At 67.2% G+C, this 22346-nt stretch carries 18 protein-coding genes and 1 pseudogene; 15 read left to right on the top strand and 4 right to left on the bottom strand.

Going from position 1 to position 22346, the window contains the following annotated elements:
• Nucleotides 1–596: 596 nt before the first annotated feature.
• From OHB49_RS20780 to OHB49_RS20755, 6 genes are all read left to right on the top strand, one after another.
• The gene (locus tag OHB49_RS20780) at nt 597–1181 is read left to right on the top strand and encodes a TetR/AcrR family transcriptional regulator (protein WP_052190015.1); all 585 of its coding nucleotides are present in this window, start codon (nt 597–599) and stop codon (nt 1179–1181) included.
• Nucleotides 1182–1749: 568 nt separating this feature from the next.
• Complete coding sequence (locus OHB49_RS20775; protein WP_030977624.1) at nt 1750–2028, top strand: hypothetical protein; 279 nt, start codon at nt 1750–1752, stop codon at nt 2026–2028.
• 418 nt (nt 2029–2446) lie between these two features.
• The gene (locus tag OHB49_RS20770) at nt 2447–2893 is read left to right on the top strand and encodes a MarR family winged helix-turn-helix transcriptional regulator (RefSeq protein ID WP_329162087.1); all 447 of its coding nucleotides are present in this window, start codon (nt 2447–2449) and stop codon (nt 2891–2893) included.
• Between the two features lie 47 nt (nt 2894–2940).
• Nucleotides 2941–4662, top strand: coding sequence for an MFS transporter (locus OHB49_RS20765; RefSeq protein ID WP_329162086.1), 1722 nt, complete (start codon nt 2941–2943; stop codon nt 4660–4662).
• Between the two features lie 37 nt (nt 4663–4699).
• The gene (locus OHB49_RS20760) at nt 4700–5104 is read left to right on the top strand and encodes a hypothetical protein (RefSeq protein WP_329162084.1); all 405 of its coding nucleotides are present in this window, start codon (nt 4700–4702) and stop codon (nt 5102–5104) included.
• A gap of 321 nt (nt 5105–5425) precedes the next feature.
• Nucleotides 5426–6124 carry a sigma-70 family RNA polymerase sigma factor gene (locus tag OHB49_RS20755; RefSeq protein WP_329162083.1) on the top strand — a complete coding sequence of 233 codons (699 nt, stop codon included), beginning with the start codon at nt 5426–5428 and terminating at the stop codon, nt 6122–6124.
• Nucleotides 6125–6627: 503 nt separating this feature from the next.
• On the opposite strand, the gene OHB49_RS20750 is transcribed toward OHB49_RS20755, so the two are convergent.
• The gene (locus OHB49_RS20750; RefSeq protein WP_329162081.1) at nt 6628–7170 is read right to left on the bottom strand and encodes a hypothetical protein; all 543 of its coding nucleotides are present in this window, start codon (nt 7168–7170) and stop codon (nt 6628–6630) included.
• Between the two features lie 811 nt (nt 7171–7981).
• Between OHB49_RS20750 and OHB49_RS20745 the strand changes: the two genes are divergently transcribed.
• The 6 genes and pseudogenes from OHB49_RS20745 to OHB49_RS20720 all read left to right on the top strand — a co-directional run bounded on the left by OHB49_RS20745 (nt 7982) and on the right by OHB49_RS20720 (nt 16288).
• Complete coding sequence (locus OHB49_RS20745) at nt 7982–9439, top strand: FG-GAP and VCBS repeat-containing protein (RefSeq protein WP_329162080.1); 1458 nt, start codon at nt 7982–7984, stop codon at nt 9437–9439.
• Between the two features lie 440 nt (nt 9440–9879).
• Nucleotides 9880–10505 (top strand): annotated as a pseudogene (locus tag OHB49_RS20740) (IS5 family transposase); the annotation flags it as partial.
• Between the two features lie 314 nt (nt 10506–10819).
• Entirely contained in the window at nt 10820–13039 is a 2220-nt protein-coding gene (locus tag OHB49_RS20735; protein ID WP_329162078.1) for a glycoside hydrolase domain-containing protein, read from the top strand.
• Between the two features lie 160 nt (nt 13040–13199).
• Entirely contained in the window at nt 13200–13373 is a 174-nt protein-coding gene (locus OHB49_RS20730; RefSeq protein WP_324608715.1) for a hypothetical protein, read from the top strand.
• Nucleotides 13374–13389: 16 nt separating this feature from the next.
• Nucleotides 13390–14091 carry a hypothetical protein gene (locus OHB49_RS20725; RefSeq protein WP_329162074.1) on the top strand — a complete coding sequence of 234 codons (702 nt, stop codon included), beginning with the start codon at nt 13390–13392 and terminating at the stop codon, nt 14089–14091.
• 1066 nt (nt 14092–15157) lie between these two features.
• Entirely contained in the window at nt 15158–16288 is a 1131-nt protein-coding gene (locus OHB49_RS20720) for an ice-binding family protein (RefSeq protein WP_329162073.1), read from the top strand.
• Between the two features lie 315 nt (nt 16289–16603).
• On the opposite strand, the gene OHB49_RS20715 is transcribed toward OHB49_RS20720, so the two are convergent.
• Together OHB49_RS20715 and OHB49_RS20710 are read right to left on the bottom strand one after the other, a co-directional pair.
• Nucleotides 16604–17107, bottom strand: coding sequence for a DUF5994 family protein (locus OHB49_RS20715; protein WP_329162072.1), 504 nt, complete (start codon nt 17105–17107; stop codon nt 16604–16606).
• A gap of 47 nt (nt 17108–17154) precedes the next feature.
• Nucleotides 17155–17757: a DUF5994 family protein gene (locus tag OHB49_RS20710; RefSeq protein ID WP_329162068.1), complete on the bottom strand. Its 603-nt coding sequence runs from the start codon at nt 17755–17757 to the stop codon at nt 17155–17157.
• Nucleotides 17758–18361: 604 nt separating this feature from the next.
• Here OHB49_RS20710 and OHB49_RS20705 point away from each other — a divergent pair.
• The 3 genes from OHB49_RS20705 (at nt 18362) to OHB49_RS20695 (ending at nt 21804) form a co-directional block, all read left to right on the top strand.
• Nucleotides 18362–19588 carry a PP2C family protein-serine/threonine phosphatase gene (locus OHB49_RS20705; RefSeq protein WP_329162065.1) on the top strand — a complete coding sequence of 409 codons (1227 nt, stop codon included), beginning with the start codon at nt 18362–18364 and terminating at the stop codon, nt 19586–19588.
• Between the two features lie 397 nt (nt 19589–19985).
• On the top strand, nt 19986–20108 hold the full coding sequence (locus OHB49_RS20700) for a hypothetical protein (protein WP_267881604.1): 123 nt from the start codon (nt 19986–19988) through the stop codon (nt 20106–20108).
• 346 nt (nt 20109–20454) lie between these two features.
• Entirely contained in the window at nt 20455–21804 is a 1350-nt protein-coding gene (locus OHB49_RS20695; protein WP_329162062.1) for a phosphatase PAP2 family protein, read from the top strand.
• Here OHB49_RS20695 and OHB49_RS20690 read toward each other — a convergent pair.
• Entirely contained in the window at nt 21726–22163 is a 438-nt protein-coding gene (locus tag OHB49_RS20690) for an alpha/beta fold hydrolase (protein ID WP_329162061.1), read from the bottom strand. The genes OHB49_RS20695 and OHB49_RS20690 overlap by 79 nt on opposite strands.
• Nucleotides 22164–22346: the final 183 nt, after the last annotated feature.

Genomic DNA, 22346 nt, shown 5'->3' with positions numbered 1-22346 from the left:
TCGGAGTAATGGAATATCTGAGTCGAGGTGTGATCCGAGCGTCAGCGGAGCTGTCGGCAAGGCGTGGCCCCGGCGAAGTCACCGCAGATCCACTCCGGGCTCGCGGGTCGCGGTTTCCGCAGAGCGAGCGGCAGGTCGGCATACGGGGCCCTGCCACGCGCCTCCCGGGCAGCGGGCCCTCAGCCCCGGGCGGCGACGTGCCGGGACCGCGGGCCCATCAGAAGCGCCGGCCTGGTGCACGTCGACGCGGTCGCCGAGCGTCTGCCGGACCTCGGTGGCGAGCTGCTGCCCGGTCACGGCCAGCGGCACTCCGTGCCGGCTGGGGGTTGCGCTGGAGGCCCACATAAAAGGCGACGAAATGGCACGGGTGGCGTGGACGATGCGGGCGTGGAGGACTCGGTGGGGGCGGGTGGCGATGCCACAGGGGTCTCCAGTGCTGTCGGGGGCGGAGGCCGTCGGCCTCAGACGGTGGGAGGCAGCGCAAGGCCCTGCTTGATCTGACGGGTGATTTCATCGGCGCCAAATAGATGTCATAAGCAATCTAAACGGGGGCTAGGATAGATTGCAAGCAACATCTATCTGGGGAGAGTGATTCCATGGGCCGCGTGTCCCAGGCGCAAGCACAGGAGAACCGGCAGCGGGTCGTAGCCACCGCCTCCCGGATGTTCCGCGAGAAAGGCACAGCGGTCAGCGTCGCCGACCTGATGAAGGCCGCCGGGCTCACCCATGGCGGGTTCCACAAGCAGTTCGCCTCCAAGGAGGACCTGGTCGACGAGGCCATCGCCCACGCTTTCGCCGAGCAGGCGGAACACTCGGCGGTGACGCTCGAGGAGCACGAGGCCGCCCGCCGGACACTGATCGAGCAGTACCTCTCGGTCTGGCACCGCGATCACCCCGGCGACGGCTGCCCCGTCTCCGGATTCGCCTCTGACCTGGGGCGCGAGCCCGGCCAGGCCACCCACGCCCACCACGTCTACATCAACGGGGTACGCAACCGCGCCGCTCGGCTGGCCACCGGCGACGACGACGGCATGGCCCAGCTCTGCACCATGGTCGGTGCCCTCGCCCTTGCCCGCGCCACCCGGGGCAACCCGCTCTCCGAAGAACTGCTGCTGGCCGCGCGCACGGCTCTCACCGAGAGTGGCACCGGGCAGTCAGAACCGCAGCAGGGCACGGACTGACCGGGGGCCGGCCGACGGCGTCGGCCGCCGTCCGGGCCCGGCTGGAGGGCCGGCCCGGCCCGCAGGTCGGCTCCGGGCCGGGCAGGGCCGCCAGTTCCCGGCCCGAGGCCGGACCGGGCGCGACCACCGGCGTCCGACGGAGGGTTGGGACACGTGTGACGCCCCCTGGGCTGCGTCCGGGGGGCGGAGGTGCTGCGCGACGCCTGGGCCGGTCCGGACACTCTTTCCAGCTCTGCACGGACCCGTTCGCCGTGATTCACGGTCGTTCGTGAGCCGGGCTCCACTGGTGGCTGTAGGACGGCTGAACGGCCGTGAACGGCTGCGGATGAGACTGTGGATGAGACCGCTGCTCGCTCGGCCGGCGGTCATGGATCTGCACCGCCGGCCTGTTGCTCCGCTGTTCCCCGCGAGCCGCCGCCCTGGCCGGCGCGGTTGCTGCACGGGGTGGTCGCCGCGGTCGCGGTACTCCGCTGCTGTACCAGGCAGGGCTTCGAGCAGCAGGAACTCCCGTACTGCCCGCAGTGCGGCGGCCACCCGCCCACAGCCACCGAGGCGAGAGGATGACGGCATGCTCACCCCCCAAGGGATCGCGTTTGCCACCCCGGCCGACCTCGGCGATCTGGAGAACTACCGCCGCTTCTGCCTGGCCGCCGGCCTCGATCCCGTACCCGACGGCTACGGCCTCCTCCTCGTCACCGACGAGGTGGGCGACAAGAAGACGCTCGTCACCGGCGACGTCGAATACGTGCGGGCGATCGTCGGGGCCACACCCGAAACGCTCAGTGGACTGGAACTCCCCCAGGACAAGTTCCTCGTCCGAGACGGTTGGCCCGACAGCTGGGCCTGACCCTGTGGCTACACCGGCCCCACAGCCGCTGGTGTCCAGCCGTGCCCGCAACACCTTCGAGCCCACCACCGTTTTCTGATCTCACCGCCCATGCCTGGCGGCGGCCTGGACCGCGGACAACGGCGGACCCCGCCGTACCGCCGGATGGCCTACGTGGGGTTTGAGGCAGGGGAATGCGGGCTGGTTGAGTGGATGAGTCGTCCGGTCCACGGAACCGAACCCTCACCCCGGCCGCGGCCGGACGGCGACTCCGCCCCCCGCACTCGGGAGGGGGGCGGACTCAAGCAGCCCTCGATGTTCACCATCGCGTGCCCCATGGGCCGCCTGCTCAAGCTGCTGCCTGCTCCAGCCGCTGACCCATCAGAGTTGAGATCCAGGTCACATTGACGATCGACCCACCCCCTTCCATAATGCAGTTATGCATAATAGGGTTATGGAGTCCGGTGGCTCCGGTGAAGAGCTCGTCGTCGCCTTTGAGCAGCTGGTGCGGTATGTGCGTCAGGTCAGCACGGCCGGGGGTCTGAGCCCGGCGGCCTCGTCCGTGTTGAGCCGCCTCGGCCGCGAGGGACCCCAGCGGGTGACCGAGCTGGCACGCGCAGAGGGCGTCTCCCAGCCCGGAATGACACAGCTGGTCACGCGTATGGAACGCGACGGGCTGGTGCGCCGCATCGCGAGCACCGACGATCGGCGAGGCGTGCTGGTCGAGTCGACCGACGCCGGAGCCGACGTGGTCGGACAGCGGCATGCCGAGCGTGCAGAGGCTCTGCGCGAGCTGATGGACCGGCTTGATCCGCAGGAGCAGTCCGCGGTGCTGATCGCCCTCCCCGCGCTCGCCCGATCGGTCCAGGCCCAGGCGTCCAAGTGACCGCCGGCATCGATGAGAGACAACCTTCTTCCAAGGGAAAATAGGCAATGAGTGCATCGCATGGGACAACGGCGAGCCTGTTCAAGCAGCCACGTGCTGTTTGGGCCGTGGCGTTCGCCTGCGTCATCTCGTTCATGGGCATCGGCCTGGTCGACCCGATCCTGCCCTCGCTCTCGAAGAACCTGCATGCCACACCGAGTCAGGTGTCGTTGCTGTTCACCAGCTACCTGGTCGTGACCGCGGTCGCGATGCTCGTGGTGGGGTGGATCTCCAGCCGGATCGGCGCCAAGCGCACGCTGGTCATAGGCCTGGTGCTGATCGTCGTGTTCTCCGCGCTCGCCGGCGCCTCCGGCTCGATAGACGGCATCGTCGGCTTCCGCGCCGGCTGGGGCGTGGGCAACGCCCTGTTCATCGCCACCAGCCTGGCGGTCATCGTCGCCTCGGCCAGCGGCGGCTTCGGTGGAGCGATCATCCTGTACGAAGCCGCACTCGGTCTCGGCATCGCGGTCGGTCCACTGCTCGGCGGTGAACTGGGCACCATCAGCTGGCGCGGGCCGTTCTTCGGCGTCGCCGCACTCATGGCCGTCTGCCTGATCGCCACGATCGCGTTCGTCCCCGCGCTGCCCAAGCCCGAGCACCGCACATCGCTGGCCGCCCCGCTCAAGGCATTGCGGCACCGCGGCCTGCTCACCATGGGCATCATGGCGCTGCTGTACAACTGGGGATTCTTCACCATGCTCGGCTACGCGCCGTACCCCATGGAGCTCGACGCCGAGCAGCTCGGCCTGGTCTTCACCGCCTGGGGCCTGCTGGTCGCCGCCTTCAGCGTGTTCGTCGCGCCCCGCCTGCAGGCCCGATTCGGCACCGCCCCGGTGCTCTACGGAAACCTGATCGCGCTCGGCATCGTCATGACGGTCATCGCCGTCGGCGTCGACACCCCCGTCGCCGTGATTGTCGCGGTCATCGTCAGCGGCGCGTTCATCGGCATCAACAACACCCTCACCACCCAGGCCGTCATGCTCGTCTCACCGGTCGAGCGATCGGTCGCCTCCTCGTCCTACGGCTTCGTCCGGTTCATCGGAGGCGGCCTGGCCCCGTTCGTCGCCGGCAAGCTCGCCGACGCCACCAACCTCAGCGTCCCGTTCTACGTCGGCGGTGCCGCCTTCATCCTCGCGGTCTTCGTCCTTGCCTCAGGCCACAAGCTGGTCAGCGCCGCGGAGAAGAACGAGGCCCACGGCGAGACGGTGCGCCCGACCCTCGAGCGCGTCGGGGCCACTCCGGCGCCCGGGTACCGCCCGGTCATCGTGGCGGTCGGCGCCGCCAAGGACGCGGCCCTGATCGTCGACGCGGCCGCCGCCATCGCCCGCGACACCGACAGCCCTCTGGAGGTCGTCCACGTCCGTGAGATCGCCGTCATCGAGGAACAGGCCGTCGACACCGAGGACGGCGACCAGGCACGCGCCGCAGTCCTCGCCCACCTCAACCACCTCGCAGCACACGGCATCACCGCCACCGGACAGGTACTCACCAGCATCGGCGACCACGCCACGGCCGGCAGGGTCCTCGCCCAGCACGCCGCCGACGTCGAAGCACACGCGATCGCGGTCGGCCGATCCCCGCGCGGACCGGTGGCACAGTTCGCCGACGGCAGCTTCACCGCCGCGATGACCCACGCCGCGGCCTGCAACGTCGTGCTGGTCGAACCCGGTCGGACACCACACCGGTTGACGGCGGCGTCACTGGAGGAGCTGCGTACCAAGAGCGCGTAGCGGAGACGGGCACGGCGCCGGCAAGGCAGGAGACAAAGTGAGTGCGACGAACGAGATCGCGTACACGATGGCGGCCTTGGGTCTGATCACCGTCCTCGCCATCGGCGTGAACGTCCGCCTGGGGCGTCATACCGGGACACGACCGGGTCGGTCGGGCAGGCGCAGCGGGAGCGCTCTGGGCTGGCGGTGGGTCCTGCGCTGTGAGCGCCGCCGAGCCCGCGAGCGTGAGCTTCGGCTGCTGTCCTGCGCCCAGGAACAGATCGTCACCGCCTGGCTGGCGGGCGAGAACCCGAGGCGCTCCCCTGAGGTGCGGGACATCCTGCACACGCTGGGGAACGCCGCCTTGGACGCCGACTTGATCGGCGCATGGGACAAGTTGACGCGTCCCTACGTCTTCGAAATCCAGGGTGGCCGGTATCGGTTCGGCCTGCCGCAAAGCTGAGACAGGGCGTACCGCGCGCGGAACCGCGGTACGCCTTCGGGCACTTCCCGTCCGCCATCCGCCGTCCGCCGTCCGCCGTCCGCCGAGAGGAGGCTGTCGTGCTGATCGCCGTGTCCCTTGTCTGCGCGGGTGATTCAGGGCGCCCCTGCTCAGTACGGCCTCGGTCGGGCCGGCCGAGCGCGTGTCGTTCAGCAGCCGGCAGACGGTGGGTCAGAGCCCGGCTGACGGAGCGGACGAGAGCTTGCGCGGACCGGCTGGCCGGCATCCCGCACCCCGCGGAACCGCAACGCACTTGCAGTGAGTCGAAGGAGGAAACCATCGATGCCCACATCCATCGCCGCTCCCCCTGTCAGCACTCCGAGCGGGATGCCGACGGTAGGCGACAGCACCGGCCGGCACCGAGAACGGCGCACCGACGAAGACAAGCCGCCCGATGCCCAATGCATGGCCGGCTTCGAATGTGCCCTGGAACTCCGCCATCGCATGTATTCAGGCGCGTTGCGCATGACCCGTAATCCGGACGACGCCGAAGACCTGGTACAGGAGACCTACGCCAAGGCGTACGCGCACTTCGACCAGTTCCAGCAGGGCACCAACCTCAGAGCCTGGCTCGATCGCATCCTGACCAACACCTTCCTCAGCAACAACCGCAAGGCACAGCGCGAGCCGGCACGCAGCCGCACCGACGAGATCGAGGACTGGCAGCAGGCGCACGCCGAGTCCCACATGCCGCGGGGACTGCGCTCGGCCGAGGCCGAGGTGCTGGACCGCCTGGGCAACCCACACGTCCGGGCAGCCCTGCGCGCCCTTCCCCCCGAGCAACGGGTGACCATCTACCTCTGTGACGTCGAGGGCTTCACCTATCAAGAGACCGCCGACTTCACGGGCGTGACCACGGGCACCGTCGGCTCCCGCATCCACCGGGCCCGGCACCACCTGCGGCAACTGCTACAGGACTACGCAGGCGAGCACGGACTCGTTCAGAAGCACCCCACGCGTCGGCCTGGCCAGGCCGCCTGAGCACCGGCGGGGCCCCCGAGTCGATGCCTGTACGCCGCTCCGGGGAACACGAGCTGAGGACCCTCACCCGATGCGGCGGAACTGATGTCAAAGGCCCCGGACCATGAACGGTCCGGGGCCTCTTGCTGGTGCCCCGGCTGGATTCGAACCTGCGACACCCGCTTTACGAGCGAGGCGGGGCGAGTTGGGGTCTGATCTGCGGGATACCGACTTCGGCGGCTGCTGTCTCCGGCCTCCGCCAGCAGCCGCAGTTCCCCGTGAGTCCCCGCCCGATCCGGCGCGGTTGTGGCATGGGGAACTCCTGATCCGTAGATATGGAGGGATCGGTCAACCATGGCCATAGAGGTTGCCGTGAGGTTTCTCAGAGGGACTGCCGGATGGTCCTATCGAGCAGTGGTGGGCATCTTGATCTGGCGGGGTGTGCTGTGCCATCCAACGTTGAGCTTCGTGCCAACGAACTTTGATCGACCGCGCGTAGGGTGCGCGCACAAGGTGTACGTCGACTACGAGAGGTCACGCACGGGGATCTCGGGCGCAAAGTGGGCGACGGCAGCGACTAGTCGGTCCTTGTCCAAGCGCCACCCGGTCACCGCCCGTGAGGCCAGTGCGACGTCCGCCGGCACCGGAACGAGGTACTTGAGGGCAGCACGGGCCTTTGGGCCATCTCCCGGGAGGGCCGGAGCGCCTTTCCGCCGGGTGACCCCGACATAGGGCAGGGAAGCGCTGCCCGCGGCCTGGCGCCAGAGCACGAAACCTGTGATGTCATCCCAGGGCACATGGCTGGTGGTGGCCTTGTACCGGGCGGGGCTCCCTCCAAGAAGCACCCCTGTCTCGTCCACCCGGAACGCGACCTTGCGGCTCAGTGCCACGTACGACATGAACAGCCCGCCCCCGCCGAAGAGCGGCAGGCCCAGTATCTGCGCGAACACCGGCATGCCCGGGAGCAGCAGGACTGCTGTGAAGACGGCGGAAAGCGCTACGACGCCAGCGGTCTTGAGGTCCCAGCCGTAGCGCGCCTGGTAGACGGGTGAGCTGTTGTGAGCCATGGCTGGATCATGACAACGGTCAGCCCTTGAGGGAAGCCCTGGGGCAGTGCTGCCCAAGGGTCGATGACACACGCTCAAGGTTCGCTGACACGGGACACGGGACACGGGACACGGGACACGGGACACGGGACACGGGTCAGCGGGGCACGGGGGCTCGGGACGTAGTGCGCTCGTCTCGGCCAATCGGGGCTGCTCTTGCGGCAGTGGGCGCCATCTGATCCGTAGGCAGGTGTGCACACGGATCACCTGGCCTCCCCAGCCGCCAGGGCCTGTTGGTCAGGATGCACCTGTTCGCCGGCGTGTGCCCATGTGCGCCGACCTTGATGTCCGAGGCCCATGTCAGCCGTGGATGTCAGCGTGGTCCAGCGCTACTGAGGGAGCCGGTCCAGGCGCGCTCGCGCAGCAGGCGAAGGCCGTTGAGGCCGACGGGATTTCCTCGGCGGGAAGTACTTCCGCCACGTACTGCCACGCGCTGATCTGCAACCGTTCCATACGGCCATGGTGGAGGCGACAGGACTCCACGGCCACGCAATTGCCGACTCGACTGGGCTTCTTCTTGCCCTGGGTCTTGTAGGGGGTCTCGGGGACCTGCGTTCCTGCAGCTCCGGGGCTTCGCCGCGTCCGCCTGAGTCGTCGTCGGTCATTGTCGGCTGCTGCTGAGCGGCCTCGGACGGCCCAGAGACGGCACTGCAGACGGCTGACGCCGCCGCACGGCGACCACGCCCGTCACTGCCGTACAACCATTGGGCATCCGTACAGGTCGAAGATCGCAGTTCAAGCGCCACCGCCTGCTATCGGACAACGGAGAACCATGCGCGTCACACGTACCGTCCTCGCCACTGCCACGGTGCTCGCGGCAGCGGTTTGCGGCCCGCTCCTCGCTGCCCCCTCGGCGGTCGCGGCTTCCGCCAAGCCGGCCGACGACTTCAATGGCGACGGCTACCGCGACTTCGTCATGCTCGGCGGGGCGCATGGCAAGGACGGCAGGGTCACCGTCGTCTACGGCACGTCGACCGGCCCCGGCACGCGGGTCCAGACCATCCACCAGGACTCGCCTGGCATACCCGGCGCGGTGGAGCAGGGTGACGATTGGGGATTCGCCGCCACCAGCGCCGACCTCGACCGCGACGGCTACGCCGACCTGGTCGTCGCCTCACCGGGCGAGGACGTCGGCGACATCCAGGGCCGCGGGGGGCTGACCGTCGTCTGGGGCGGTGCCAAGGGCCTCGGTTCCGGCACCGTCTTCCACTCGCCCGTCGCGCCGGAGTACCCGGGCCAGGGCGACCGGTTCGGGCTGGACGTCGTGGCCGGCGACTTCGACGGCGACGGTGACCAGGACCTCACCGCTCTCAGCGGCAGCCGGGCTGGTGTCGTCCTGCTCGAGGGCCCCTTCACCCGCACCGGCGGACGCGGCGGCTGGCAGTCCCTCGGCGGCGGCTACGGCTATCTGGACGCCTCCCAGCTGGTGGCAGGCCGGGTCACCGCCGATGCCGCCACTGACCTGTACATTCTTGGCCGAGATCTCCAAGACGGCTACGACGACGTGGACCTGCGGGCCTACTTCCACCGCGGAGGCAGCGATTTCACCCGGCGCACGGGCGAGATGCGCGTGCCCGACGACGGCGGCCACCAGATCGGCGGCGGCCCCATAACCACCATCGGCGACTTCGACAAGGACGGCTACGGCGACCTCGCCATCGGCCGCGGCTACGAGCGGCCGGACGGGGAACGGGGCTACGTCACAGTCCAGTACGGCGGCTCCGCCGGGCCGAACACGGCTCGCAAACCGCTGAAGTTCACACAGGACACGGCGGGCGTTCCCGGCTCTTCGGAGAACGAGGACTACTTCGGCGCCGCCGTCGCCGCCGGCGACGTCAACGGCGACGGATACGCGGACCTCGCCATCGGGGCCCCCGGCGAGGACTTGGCGGGCAAGCGCCAGGCCGGCATGGTCACGGTGCTGCTCGGCCGTGCAGGGGGTCTGTCCGGCAGCGGAGCCAAGGCGTACGACCAGAACACCTCCGGTATCGCGGGCGCCGTCGAGAACGACGACTACTTCGGACGGAACCTCAAGCTCACCGACTACACCCGGGACGGCCGCGCCGACCTCATGGTGGACACGAACGACTGGCTGGACAACACCCGGTCGGGCCTTGTCCACATGCTGAAGGGCTCGACGTCCGGGACCATCGGCACCGGCTCGAAGTCGTACACCGTGATCTCGCTCAAACTGTCCTACACCACGCTCGGCGGCCCCTTCACCCACTGACCAGGGGAGTGCATCCCTGCGGACGACGGCCGGTCCCTGCCTGGTCGGCGGGACCGGCCGCTCATGTGACACCGAACTGTTCTCCATAGGCCTCGGAGCGTGATCGGTCCGGGCCCTTTGCGCTGGGGCCCCGGCAGGACTCGAACCTGCGACATCCGCTTCAGGGGCGTGGTGGGGCGATCGTCGGCCTGACCTGTGGATTCCCCGCCTTGGATGGATTGGGCGGCGTGGACCCGTACGCACCGCGATTCCCCTTGGTTCCCCGCCCGTTGTGGCACGAGAGTGGCACGAGCCCCGTGCTGGTGACCCTCTCGACGCGAACCATGGGGCGAGAGACCGGGCTGCCACGGTCAAGTACCGGTGCATCCAGGGCCTGAAGCACCAGGCACTGTTTCTCGGATCTCCGGACGTAGGTGGGGTGTTGGGGTCAGGCTGGGTCTATGGGGCGTGGGGATCTGACGAATGCGGAGTGGGATCGACTGGAGTCGTTCCTGCCTCGTGGTGGTGCGCGTGGGGGTCGGTGGAGTGATCACCGGAGGGTGATCAACGGGGTGCTGTACTGGGTGCGGACGGGTGTGCAGTGGCGGGATCTGCCCGAACGGTTCGGGCCGTGGGAGACGGTCTACAAACGTCATCGTCGCTGGTCAGCGGACGGGACATGGACGATGCTGCTGTCCCGTGTCCAGGCTGCCGAGGACGCTGAGAGGCGGATCGACCGGGACGTGTCGGTGGACTCCACCGCAGTGCGGGCCCATCGGCATGCCCCCGGCGCGAGGAAAGCGCCGCCTGCCGCAGCTCCTCAAAAGGGGGCCGACAGGGGGACGAACCGGGTCGATCCGGTGCTGCGGAGACTGGCCGTCCGGCTGGCGGAGCTGGTCAGCTCGGCGAGTGCCTGGGGCGCTCCCGGGGAGGCTTCGCCACCAAGATCCACCTCGTCGCAGAGGGACGATGCCGGCCCCTCGCCCTCGTCCTGACACCCGGCCACTACGGTGGCGGCCCTCAACTTGAGCGCGTGCTGGAGCAGGTCTCCGTTCCCCGTGCCGGAGTTGGGCGACCTCGCACTCGTCACAGGCCTGCCGGCAGGTCTGACCCGTCCTGGCATGCAAGCGGCCGCCAGCCCGTCGAGGCACTGCGGCGCTGACGTCAATTACCGCCCGGGGCCCGACCGGGCCGCGGGCTCGTCCCTGAACGTTCACACGAGAGGAATCGGTTATGGCAGACCAGCAAGTTCTCGGTTGACGATGGCACCCCAAAACGCACTTGCAGGCGCGCCAACCCAAGTTCCCATCGGGACCGAGCCCTGCTTACGGAAATCGATTTCGACAGGGCATCCCCAATAGCGGGTATGGCTCTGATCACTGGGAAGGAAGCAGGAGACACATGGCCGACGAAATGGTCCAACTCGCCCAGAGATTCATCAACACGACCTACAACAACGGTGCCACTCTCGGCATATCGAAGCTGGACGAGAACGGCCAGACCGGCTGGCCTGTCATGTATGCCCTCACCCGGGCGCTGCAGTACGAGATGGGCATCACCGCGCTCTCGGATTCTTTCGGCCCGACGACTTTGGCCACGATCGGCTCGAAGTACGGCAAGCTCGACGAGACGACAATCCCGTCAGCGAACTTCTGCCGCATCATCCAGTCCGCCCTGTACTGCAAGGGCTACGACGGCGGCGAGATCGACGGTACCTACAATGACCGGGTCAAGAGCGCCATCGCCGAGCTGCACCAGAACATGGGCGTGGACGGCACGTACCCAGGCAGCGCCCTATGGCCGAAGACGGCCAAGGGTCTGTTCAACATGGACGCCTACGTCACCATCAGCGGCGGCTCAGACACCATCCGTTCAATCCAGCAGTGGCTCAACGGGCGGTACGTCCTGCGCAAGGACTTCTACATCATCCCCTGCGACGGACACCACTCCAGAGACGTCGCCAAATCCATGCTCTTCGCCATCCAGTACGAGCTCGGCATGGCGGACGGCGTAGCGAACGGGGTTTTCGGTCCTGGAACGCAGTCCGGGCTGAAGTCGCACACCGTATCGGTCGCAAACAACTCCACAGGCGTGTGGGCTCAACTCTTCACCGCGGCAATGATCCTGAATAAGAACACCGTGCCCTTCGGGAACTTCACCGCCGCGGTGCAGTCCGGCGTGCAGACCTTCCAGGCGTTCAGCCTGCTCCCTGTCACCGGCGCCGGCGACTTTCCGACGTGGGCGTCCCTGCTCGTTTCCTACGGCGACCAGTCCCGCAAGGGCGAAGCCTGCGACGGCGTCACCATGATCACCCCGGAGCGCGCGGCAGCGCTCAAGGCAGCCGGCTACAAGTACGTCGGGCGGTATCTCTACAACCCCTTCCCCGATGGGGATCTGAAGGAGAAGCAGATCCAGCCCGGTGAGCTCGCCACCATCAAGCAAGCCGGGCTGCGCTGCTACCCGATCTACCAGACGTGGAGCCGGTCCGCCGACTACTTCAACACCAACCAAGGCACCAGGGACGCCTTCGAGGCCCTCGACTGGGCCCGGTACCACGGCTTCAAGCCGGGCACCATCATCTACTTCGCGGTCGACTACGACGCGATGGACGGTGAAGTCACCGACTACGTCATCCCGCACTTCCGCGCCATCACGCGGACCATCAGTGAGAACTCCAAGTACAACGTGGGCATCTACGGTGCGCGCAACGTCTGCCAGCGCGTCATCGACGCCGGGTACGCAACCGTGTGCATGGTCTCCGACATGTCCAGCGGCTTCTCCGGGAACCTCGGCTATCCACTGCCCGCCAAGTGGTCCTTCGACCAGATATCCACCATCACGGTGGGCTCGGACAGCGGATCACTCGAGATCGACAACAACATCGCCTCGGGCCGCGACACCGGACAGGCCGATTTCGATGCCGGTGTCTCGTTCGACGGCCTGGACGTCGACCTGGACGAGGACGCCTATCGCGCCTCCATGCTGAACGCCGTCAAGAACTATCTGACATCCATCGGCGTTCCCGAGACCGGCGGGGAGGGCTGGACGGCTGACGATGACTGGGCCACCCTCGGCGGCATCTCGACCACGGAAGCCTTCAACGCAGTGGTGGATGCCGATTGGCTCTTCACTTCGCTGGCCCGAACCCTGCGCGTCCGTAAGGCCCTCATCCAGGCCCCGGTCATGTGGGAACTGCGCAAACTCAATCCTTTGGACTTCGCCGCCGACGCAGCGGTCAAAGCGGGTCTGAAGGACGACTGCAGCACCGGCTGGGGCCAGATCTTCGCCAAGACCGCCATCCAGGCCCGCAACTACTGCATCGGCGAAGGCATTATCAACGGCACGGGGCTCGACTACGAGAACGAGGACGATCTGGAGAACGTCTGGAACAAACTCCACGACGACCAGGAATACAACGTCCGCTCGGTCGCCTACACGTTGCTCTGGAACGGGGAGCTGCTCGGTATCGGCCGACCGAACCTGAACAGCTCCGTCCACGTCACCGAGGCCGTACTCGGCCGGTACAACGGTGAAGGTCCGGATGCCGAGCAGTACGGACAAGAACTCATGGGCTTGTACAACGTCTTGGAGAACTACAACGCGTTGTCTCGTGCCGAGTAGCACGGGTGAACTTAGGAAAGTTGGAGAGATGATCAGGCGGTGGCCGGCAGCTCTGGGTGCAAATCTGCTTCTGGGGATCCCAGGCGTAGTGCCGTTCTGGCTGTTGTGGTACCTCGCATCAAGCTGGCTGACAGGCCCCCCGGCGGAGGAAAACGACGGTATGGCGCTCTGGCTGCCGATCGCTGCCGTCGTCGTCGGCCCGTACATCCTGCTCTGGATGGCTGTGAACCGGGCGGTTGCACGCCGGAGTTCGCTCACACCACCCACCTACTGGCTACTCAGCGTCCTTGCCACTTTGCTGCCGATCACGGCGCTGATCATCAACACACCGTGAGAAGGGATACGAAGACATGCAGCACAACATACGAGACGTTTCCAGACGTACCGTGCTGATGCACGCGGGCGTCGTCGCAGCCGCAACTGCTGTGACCTCTCTGACGCCGAGCGTAGCGACGGCCGCGTCCATCGAGGCCCCGAAGACCGCACCGGCCGACGTACCCACATCCGCCAACGGCTGGCCGTTGGAGAAGGAGGCAAACCATGTCTCCACCGTGTGGACCCGCCCAGTTCCCGGAACCGGCCTCAAGCTCGACATCCGCATCGGCGACGCAGAAGCCATCCTGCTCCACGTCATCCGCCGCTTCCACTACGAGGTCGAACCACTCCACTCCATCGACCTCGCCGGCTGGCGGTCGATCGACAGCCTGAACAAGAGCCTGCCCTCGTCCAACCTCGCCTCTGGCACCGCGGTCCGCATCCGCCCAGGCGCCTCCGCCAAGGGAAGCCTCTTCCCCCTCCAAGAAATCGTGGTGCGCGACATCCTCGCCGACTTCGAAGGGGTCGTCCGCTGGGGAGGGGACGACAATCCGCTGGATGAATCCCTCTTCTACCTCGACCGGGGACCCGACAGCCGCGAAGTACGCGACGTGGCACGCAAGCTGCGCAAGGGGGAGACCACTCCCGGCCAGGGCGCCGGTACGACAGTGGACCCCTTCTCCAAGACACGACGCGAGCGCGCCCAGCGCCTCGTACGACAGCAGAGCAATGACTGAGCATGCCCACCCGCGCGGGTGCGGCAGCCTCGCGAATCCAGGTGTGACGTAGATGGCCGGGGGCTGGGGCCAGCATTTATGTGACTGCTGGCCCCGGCCCCTGGATCACCCCTCGCGCCAACCCCCTCTTCGATGACGGACAGCTCCACGAGCTCGCCCCCGGATACCTCGAGGTTTCCCCCGCGATCCGGGGAAGCCGTCCGTCCCTGTCAAGCGTTCAGCCAGACGACCTCGCCCCTGGCCTTCAAGGCCATGGGTGCGGGCCTGCCGTGAACCCGCCGACGCGGGCGGGCCAAGGAGGAGCCGAGCCTGTTCTTGTTTGGCGATGCTGCAGTCGGCCTCTGGCTACTTCTCCCGACTGGTCGTGGCCGGCGAGTACCTCCAGGGGTCATGGACGCTGGTGTCGTCCTCAACGCCGACGGGGGTGCGTAGCCTCCGCACCCGGGACGGCGACAGGATGAGCGGTGTGGACGACCCGCTTCGCCGGTCGTTGCTCCTTTGGCGCGTGCCGGCACGAGATCCAGCCGGTACAGGCGCCAGACAAGCACCTCGCTGAGGCAATCCGCGCTTTCGAGCTCCCGCTGCGCAGTGACCCTGCGCAGGAGGGCTGTGCTGTTGTGGCCGGCGCGCTGGGCTTGGTCCAGCGCGGCCGCCAAGGCAGGCCATCCAGTCTCGGTCCGGGCCGCTACTGCTGGTCACATCCCTAACCGGACAGTCGGAAGCTGGGACGTCCGTAGCGGTTGCCGGGGGTGGTGCCGCGCTGCTGTTCCGCCCCGGCCAGGCCAGGGTCGGCGGCGTGATTGTGCTCGTCATTGCTGCTGCGTCGGTAGCCCAGTTGATCCGTTGGTATCCGCTGGTAGAGCGAACGCCGTGTCAGCGCGACTCCTTGAGTCCAAATAAAATCCTTTTTACATGTATATGAGTAGTTTCTATAGGCGAGTGACGATGCATCACGAGTCAGCGAGAGCTCGTCGTGAGTACAGCGCCTGTGACCTGACCAGAGCTCACCTCGAGCGCCAGGGAGCCTGGCGACTGAGGTCAACGGTGACGAAGAAAGGACTCATCCATGGCATTGGATGCCATCCCCTCCACCCCGCCTGGCAGGCGGCGAACACGGAGATTCAAAGCAACTGTCGCCATGCTGCCCGCGGCCGCGCTGGTGCTGACGATGACTTTGATCTCGAACCTTGCGAGCGCAGCTGAGGCGTCCGTGGGATTGGGGGCCGCCACGAGTTACGCGGTCCTGGCCGGTACAACGGTCACCAATGTGGTCGTCCCCCCGGTCCCCAACACGGTCGTCAACGGCGACCTGGGACTCAGCCCTGGGAGCTCGGTGACGGGCTTTCCGCCCGGAGTCGTCAACGGAGTGCAGCACGTCGCCGATGCCGCCGCCGTTCAGGCTAAGTCCGACCTGACCATCGCGTACAACGACGCGGCCAGCAGGCCGACCAACACCGTCCTGACCTCCCCGGGTGACATCGGCGGATCCACGCTGTTTCCCGGCGTCTACAGCGCTTCGTCGTCGCTGGGTCTCACCGGGACTGTCACTCTCGACGCCCAGGGTGACCCGAACGCCGTCTTCATCTTCAAGATCGGCTCCACTCTGACCACAGCTTCGTCGAGCAACGTCTCGCTCATCAACGGAGCGCAGGCCTGCAACGTGTTCTGGCAGGTGGGGAGCTCCGCCACCCTCGGCACCAACTCCTTCTTCAAGGGCAACATCCTGGCCCTGACGGCCATCACGGTGACCACCAATGCGGCGATTGAGGGCCGGGCGCTGGCGCGTAATGGTGCGGTCACGTTGGACCACAACGTCATCACGAGGTCGGTCTGCATGACGGGACCGGCTGGGCCTCCCGGACCGACCGGATCGACCGGCCCCACCGGTCCTCCCGGACCGACCGGATCGACCGGCCCCACCGGTCCTCCCGGACCGACCGGATCGACCGGCCCCACCGGTCCTCCCGGACCCTCCGGGCCTCCTGGCCCCTCCGGGCCTCCCGGACCGAAGGGTCACAAGGGAGACAAGGGCCACAAGGGAGACAGGGGTCCGAAGGGTCACAAGGGAGACAAGGGCCACAAGGGAGACAGGGGCCCGAAGGGCCACAAGGGAGACAAGGGATCTAAGGGGGACGGTCACAAGAGTAACGGCAAGAAGGACAACAGCCACAAGGACAACAGCCACAAGGCTTGGTAGCGTCCGCTCGTTCTCATGGCTGTATCGCAACGGCGGCGGCCTCTGAGGAGCAGCGCCATGCGTCTGTGAGGTGACTGCGCCCCTGGACATACCCCCAGGGGCGCACAACCTCCCCGGTCAGACTCCTAGAGCAATGCTCATACCTGTGGCGCAGAGCAGGGCAGCGGCACGGCACTTCGGAATAGGCGGGGAACGAATCCGCTTTAGACCGATTTGCGGTGTATCCTGAAGGCAAGGACGCACACTCTCACGTGTGGCGCCCTGGAAGGGCCGGCTCCGGTGGCGAGACCATCCGGAGCCGCTTCCATGCCCGCATCAACTCGGTGATGCGGGGATGATGCCCACGCTCATGAGGATCTGCTCCGCAGGCGTGCAGTTTCCGTCCTGCACGGCCATGGCCATCGCAGCGCGCGCGGCGGCGGCACCGGCTTGGGGAGGGATCACCAGGAACGAGAAGTGGTCCTGCTCACCACGCGTGACGATCATCGTGCTGTCGTCGACGGCGGACCAGTCGATACGGACGGTCCGGCCACCGATCACGAGGTGGCCCGGAGCATTGTCCCAGGCACTCGCGTCCAGACCGACCCGCGCGATGGGTCCCAGTCGAGCGACCAAGGCATCGATCAGCCGGGGCAGTTGGGACGCGATGTCGCGGGAACGCGGCCACCACGCACCGTCGAAGATCCCCTCACGATTGGAGGTCGTCTCCATCCGCAGCACCGCGACCCCGGGAACGATCGGCTGGCCGCTCGTGTCCGACAGGAGCAGGAGCGGCGCCGCGTCATCGGTACGGCCAGGGACATGCGCGTCCGAAGTCATAGCCAGCCACTCCTCCGGGCGTGCACATCGATGAAGATCTCCACGCCTCACATCCCTTCCCGTGGGCCGGGCGCCCGGGCGACGACTGCTCCGGTACGGCGTCGCGAGGCCGGACGGGCGCTGTGGCCGCCTTCGGAGTCCCAGACCGTCTCCCGGGCGAGGTCCCAGTCGGCCTCGGCCGCAGCCCGGAAGAGCTCGGCCTCCCGCAGCAGCCCACTGGCGGTGAGGCTCCGTGCCGGATCGGCGGCTGCGGTCAGCAGTCGGGCGGCGGTACCCGGGTCCGTCTGCGGTGGGATCACCAGCAGGTCCCAACGGCCGGTGGTGTAGGAGAGGAGCAGCAACTTGTTCGGGTCCTGTTCGGGCTTGAACCAGCCGACGTGGACCACATGGCCCCGGACGGGCACCTTCCGTGGGATCACGGGCCAGACGGTGGGGTTCACCGTCACGCGGGTGATCCGCCCCCACAGCGGGTCGAGCACCGCTGTCAGCGCGGGAAGTTCCGCCGTCAGATCGCGCGACCGCGGCCACCACGCGCCGTCCAGCAGCGCGGGATCGGTGCCGGCCGGGGCCAGCGAGAGGCGCGGCGGCAACGAGGACAAAGAGAAGGTCCGGTCGTCGACCGCGGACGTGTACAGAATGGTCGCAGTCATGACGCGAACCCTGCCCCGGGCCGGTCTGCACCGGCCCGGCGTTGTGAATCGCCAAGAACGACACGGGCTCGGAAGCTCGTGTACGGAATGTTCTGGGTATGTCCAAGGTACTCCGGCGGGGCATCCGGCGGAGTGCGGCAGTCCTGGGGATATGAGCCCCCGACGGATCGAACGGCATGCCGGAACCTTCCGGTCACCACACCCGGAGGCAACACCGCTCGTGTCCTCGTGACCGGCGGTTCGTCACCCCGACCGTGATCATCCCTACCGGCGCCGGGCGCCGCCTCGCTGACAGCAGCCGCCCTGGCGGCACCCTCGCTCATGTCCCCGACCGCGCACGCCGACTCGCCGGAAACCATGGCGGACTCAAGTGGTCAGTGAGTGCATCACCGCTGTTCAGGAGGTCAGCGTAGAGCTCTGCCGGAGTGCGGGAGGCTTCGGGGTTGCCCAGCCTTGTTCATAGCTCCGAGTGAACCGCGGACCGCCGACGACGTGGGCCGACATGCCGCGCTTGGCGTAATGAGCCGATCGGGCGGGCGTATCCGGTCACGTTGTGCGGAGGCGGTGACCGGGGCGGTGGCAGGAAGGAGGTGGCATTCCGGCCATGGGCGAGGAGAGCGTGGATCGGTCGGAGGGCTTTGGCGAGCGGCTGCTCGGTCTGCTGCTGGACAGGGCACGGCTGCTGCCGCCGCAATTGATCGTCCCGCTGGTCGCGGAGGAGGTTGCCAGGATCGGAGGTCGTGACGTCTCCATCCTGCTCCAGGACTACGCGCAGGAGCTGCTGGTGTCGCTGCCGGGCAGGAAACTGCACGTCAGCCAGCCCGAGCCGATCATTGATTCCCCCGCCGGCCGGGCGTTCCTGCGCGGGGGCGTCGTCGAGGTGCCGCAAGCCCCCTCGGGCGTCCGGATGTACCTGCCGCTGCTGGACGGCAGCGACACGGTGGGCGTGATGGCCCTCACTCTGGACGCCGTCGGTGACGACGACCGGCGGCTGCTGAGTCGGCTCTCCGGCCTGGTCGCCGACATGCTGGTCACCAAGGGCGCCTACACCGACCAGTTCTCCCGGGCCCGGCGCCGTGAGCCGATGAGCGTGTCCGCGGAGATCCAGTGGAGCCTGCTGCCGCCGATGTCGATGTCCGTGCCGCAGGTCGAGGTGGCCGGCATCCTGGAGCCCGCCTACCGCATCGCCGGCGACAGCTTCGACTACGCCCTCAACGACAACATCCTGCATGTGGCCGTGATCGACGCGATGGGCCACGGCCTGGACGCTGCCACGATGGCGACCGTGGCCATCGGCGCCTACCGTCATGCCCGGCGCGTCTTCGTCAGTCTGGCCGAGAAGTACGCGTTGATGGACGATGCCATCTCGCGGCAGTTCGGGCCGGACCACTTCGTCACAGCGCAGCTGATGCATGTGAACATCGCCACCGGTGAGATGCAACTGGTCAACGCGGGCCACCCCGCGCCGCTGCTGATCCGCGACGGCCGGGTCGTGCAGCAGCTGGAGAGCGCGACGACGTTGCCCGTCGGCTTCGGCGGTGAGGAGCCCCGGATCAGAGAGCACACGCTTCAGCAAGGCGACCGGGTGCTGTGCTACACCGACGGCATCATCGAGGAACACGTCAACAACGGGGAGCAGTTCGGCGAGGAACGCCTCATCCGCTGCGTGAACCGCCTGGGGGAGGAGCCGTCGCAGGGGCTGCGGGCGGATCTGCGCCGGCTCTCCCACACACTGAAGTGGGAACGGCGCGGGTGCACCAGCGACGACGCCACCCTCTTCATGATCGAGTGGCACGGAGGCGCCGCCGACCACCTCGCGGTCCTCGACTGAGCGCCCGCGCGTCAGGCCCGATCACGTCGTCGGCGACAAGGGCTACAGCTCGAAGGTAATCCGCACCTGGCTGCGACCCCGACCCACCACTCACCCCAGCTTCCGTCCCGTCCGCCTTCGGCCCACGTGGAACCTTGATGGCGAAGAAGAAGCGGCGCTTCGGCCGCATCCGAAGGCTGCCGTCAGGCCGGTACCAGGCTCGCTACCTCGGCCCCGATGGCATCGACCGTCCGGCCCCGCACACTTTCGAGACGACGCGGGATGCTGTTGGCTCGCGGAACAGCAGACCGACGTTCGGCAGGGGGCTGGCAGGCCCCGGATGCCGGGGCAGTCAACTTCAAGGACCACGCGCTGCAATGGGTAAGGAGTGCCGTCTCTCCGCCACGACCGACGAGCTGTGTCGGGCACCACGCTGAAGGACACGATGGTCCGCGCCGGGCAGTCCTCCGAGCGTGCCGCGCTGATCGATCAGCACTCGAACCTGGTGCGCATCTGGTGCGGCCGCCACTGTTCACGGTAGTCCGGATGACGGGACATCCAGGGCGACGGGCTCGCTGAGGCTGTAGGGATACGCCGGCGGGACGTCGACGTCGACAACTCAGGATCCGTGTTCCCCTCGCCGAGCCGGAGCCAACGATCGGGCGACGCGTCCCACGCCGCATCATGAACGAGGCGGAACCCGGACTGCGCTCTTTCCGTCTTCGCCCGTCGGGCGGGCTGCTTTTGGTGAGGGAGAAGGCAGCCCGATCGGAAGGTGGCAAGCGAATCCACCCTGACTTTTAATCAAAATATAGAAAATCGGCTGAAAATTGAGATATATACCATCGCAGGCCTTTTCGCGAATAAGCAGCAGAACAGTGTTCTCCGTGTGGCGTCAACCACGGGTGAGACTCTGGGGCGTTGCGGGTGTCGCGGCCCTCGGATTCCTGATCGCGCTGGAGATCGCCGCACGTCGCTACGGCCTGCCGGGGCCGATCACCAACCAGGCGCGAGAGGTGATATTCGCCCCCAAATCAGGCTTCCTGCTGTACGCCGGTATGGCGTTGATGATGGTGGTGCTCACCTGGCGGCAACGGTTCACCGCAGCTGCTGCCGCGATCGGTATCGACGTCGCCTTCTTGGTGGTCCGGTGGGCGGTCGACGCCAAGATGACCGGCGGCCACCCCTTCGGCAACGGTGCGTTGTGGGTACTTCTGGGCTATGCGGTCATCGCTGTCACTCGCCGTACCGGCCCGGAACGTGTCCTGCTGCTGAAGGGCGTCGGGCTGGGCCTCCTGCTGGTGGCCGGCCGCAAGACCGGCGACACCTGGCTACTCATCACATCAAAGACCCGCCCAGCGGTGCTCGACCAGTACGTGGCAACCGCCGATCACGCGCTGGGCAACCCGTCGTGGCTGGTGGGCCGGATCGTCACGGCCACCGGCCCGATCGGCTTCAATTTTCTCGACATCGTCTACGGTCAGCTCGCGGTGGCCGCGGTCATCGTCGCGCTTTATCAACTGCGTAACGTGGCGGTCGAGCGCCGCTTCCCGGGCCATCATCTGGTGCGCACCTTTCTGGTGATCGGCCTCCTCGGGCCCGCCATCTACATGATCTTCCCGGTGGTCGGACCGATCTTCGCCTACGGCACCGGCGCCCAGCACTGGGCGACGGTCAGCCTGTGGTCGGAAACGCCGCCCAGCGAGCACTGGGCGGTGGCCGACCTGTGGCCGGAAACGCCGCCGCCGATCAATACCCCGCACCACATGCCGTTCGACGAGATCACCCCACGGAACTGCATGCCCAGCCTGCACACGGCGTGGGCTACCGCGATCTTCATTCATTCCCGGACGGGTCCACGGCTTCTGCGATTCGCAGGCACGTTCTGGCTGATAGCTACGCTCTGCGCAACGCTGGGATTTGGCTACCACTACGGCGCGGATCTCATTGCCGGCGTGGTGTTTACGCTCACGATCGAGGCAGCTCTGCGTTCGCTCGACCGCGGCTGGGATCGATCAGGGATCCAGCTGGTCGCTTGCGGCGCAACCGTCTTCGCTGCGCTCTTGGTGTCTTATCGCTATCTACCGTTGGAGATCGCGAAGCACCCGTGGGTGTCCGGACCACTTTTCATGCTGGTGACGACCTCAGTGGTCCACGGCTACGTAAGGACCAACGCACTGTGGAAACCGAGGACCGCACCAGCGCGGCAACCGGAATCGCAACCCGAACCAGTTTGAGCCGAGTTGCACCAGTGTGCGGCCTGAGCGCTACTCGTGTGGCGGCGGACGACGTCCAGGTCGGCCACGGATCGGGCGACGGAGTACGGCCCGCGTCGTTGCGACCGCCCGCATCCCCGTTGGTCCCAGCGGTGCACGGTGGTCCGGTCTGTCAAGAGATCGGCCAAGTCGCCCAAGAAATCCGAGATGCCGGGTCCGCCGTGGCAGAAGACGTGCGGTTTGACGACAGGGAGCACGGGGCCCGTGTCCCTGGTTCGGCAGTGCACGTGTGTCTGCAACGGAGACGCGGTGACATCGGGTCGTCCATCAAGATCCAGGACCGGGATCGGGCACGAGAGGCCTGGATGTGTGACACGCATGGAAAATGCCCACAGGGGAGCGATCCGGCCAGGCCGAGCAGAAGGTGACCTCGGTGACCACGCCGGAGGACGTACCTGCCTCCGTGAGGCTTCGGTGCTCTACCACCAGACGGCGAGTTCAGCACCCCGCTCTGTACCAGTCAGTACGTGTTCACGAAGAGCGCCCTGAGCATTGATGCGCGA

The organism is Streptomyces sp. NBC_01717 (assembly GCF_036248255.1).
Taxonomy (GTDB): domain Bacteria; phylum Actinomycetota; class Actinomycetes; order Streptomycetales; family Streptomycetaceae; genus Streptomyces.
This window is presented reverse-complemented; position numbering and strand designations above follow the sequence as displayed.

Bases quoted from the DNA above. Each gene is read 5' to 3' on its own strand.
- OHB49_RS20705 (WP_329162065.1), top strand. From the start codon at position 18,362: ATGGGCGAGGAGAGCGTGGATCGGTCGGAGGGCTTTGGCGAGCGGCTG.
- OHB49_RS20755 (WP_329162083.1), top strand. From the start codon at position 5,426: ATGCCCACATCCATCGCCGCTCCCCCTGTCAGCACTCCGAGCGGGATG.
- OHB49_RS20745 (WP_329162080.1), top strand. From the start codon at position 7,982: ATGCGCGTCACACGTACCGTCCTCGCCACTGCCACGGTGCTCGCGGCA.
- OHB49_RS20715 (WP_329162072.1), bottom strand. From the start codon at position 17,107: ATGACTTCGGACGCGCATGTCCCTGGCCGTACCGATGACGCGGCGCCG.
- OHB49_RS20720 (WP_329162073.1), top strand. From the start codon at position 15,158: ATGGCATTGGATGCCATCCCCTCCACCCCGCCTGGCAGGCGGCGAACA.
- OHB49_RS20725 (WP_329162074.1), top strand. From the start codon at position 13,390: ATGCAGCACAACATACGAGACGTTTCCAGACGTACCGTGCTGATGCAC.
- OHB49_RS20775 (WP_030977624.1), top strand. From the start codon at position 1,750: ATGCTCACCCCCCAAGGGATCGCGTTTGCCACCCCGGCCGACCTCGGC.
- OHB49_RS20780 (WP_052190015.1), top strand. From the start codon at position 597: ATGGGCCGCGTGTCCCAGGCGCAAGCACAGGAGAACCGGCAGCGGGTC.
- OHB49_RS20690 (WP_329162061.1), bottom strand. From the start codon at position 22,163: ATGCGTGTCACACATCCAGGCCTCTCGTGCCCGATCCCGGTCCTGGAT.
- OHB49_RS20750 (WP_329162081.1), bottom strand. From the start codon at position 7,170: ATGGCTCACAACAGCTCACCCGTCTACCAGGCGCGCTACGGCTGGGAC.
- OHB49_RS20735 (WP_329162078.1), top strand. From the start codon at position 10,820: ATGGCCGACGAAATGGTCCAACTCGCCCAGAGATTCATCAACACGACC.
- OHB49_RS20730 (WP_324608715.1), top strand. From the start codon at position 13,200: ATGGCGCTCTGGCTGCCGATCGCTGCCGTCGTCGTCGGCCCGTACATC.
- OHB49_RS20770 (WP_329162087.1), top strand. From the start codon at position 2,447: ATGCATAATAGGGTTATGGAGTCCGGTGGCTCCGGTGAAGAGCTCGTC.
- OHB49_RS20765 (WP_329162086.1), top strand. From the start codon at position 2,941: ATGAGTGCATCGCATGGGACAACGGCGAGCCTGTTCAAGCAGCCACGT.
- OHB49_RS20710 (WP_329162068.1), bottom strand. From the start codon at position 17,757: ATGACTGCGACCATTCTGTACACGTCCGCGGTCGACGACCGGACCTTC.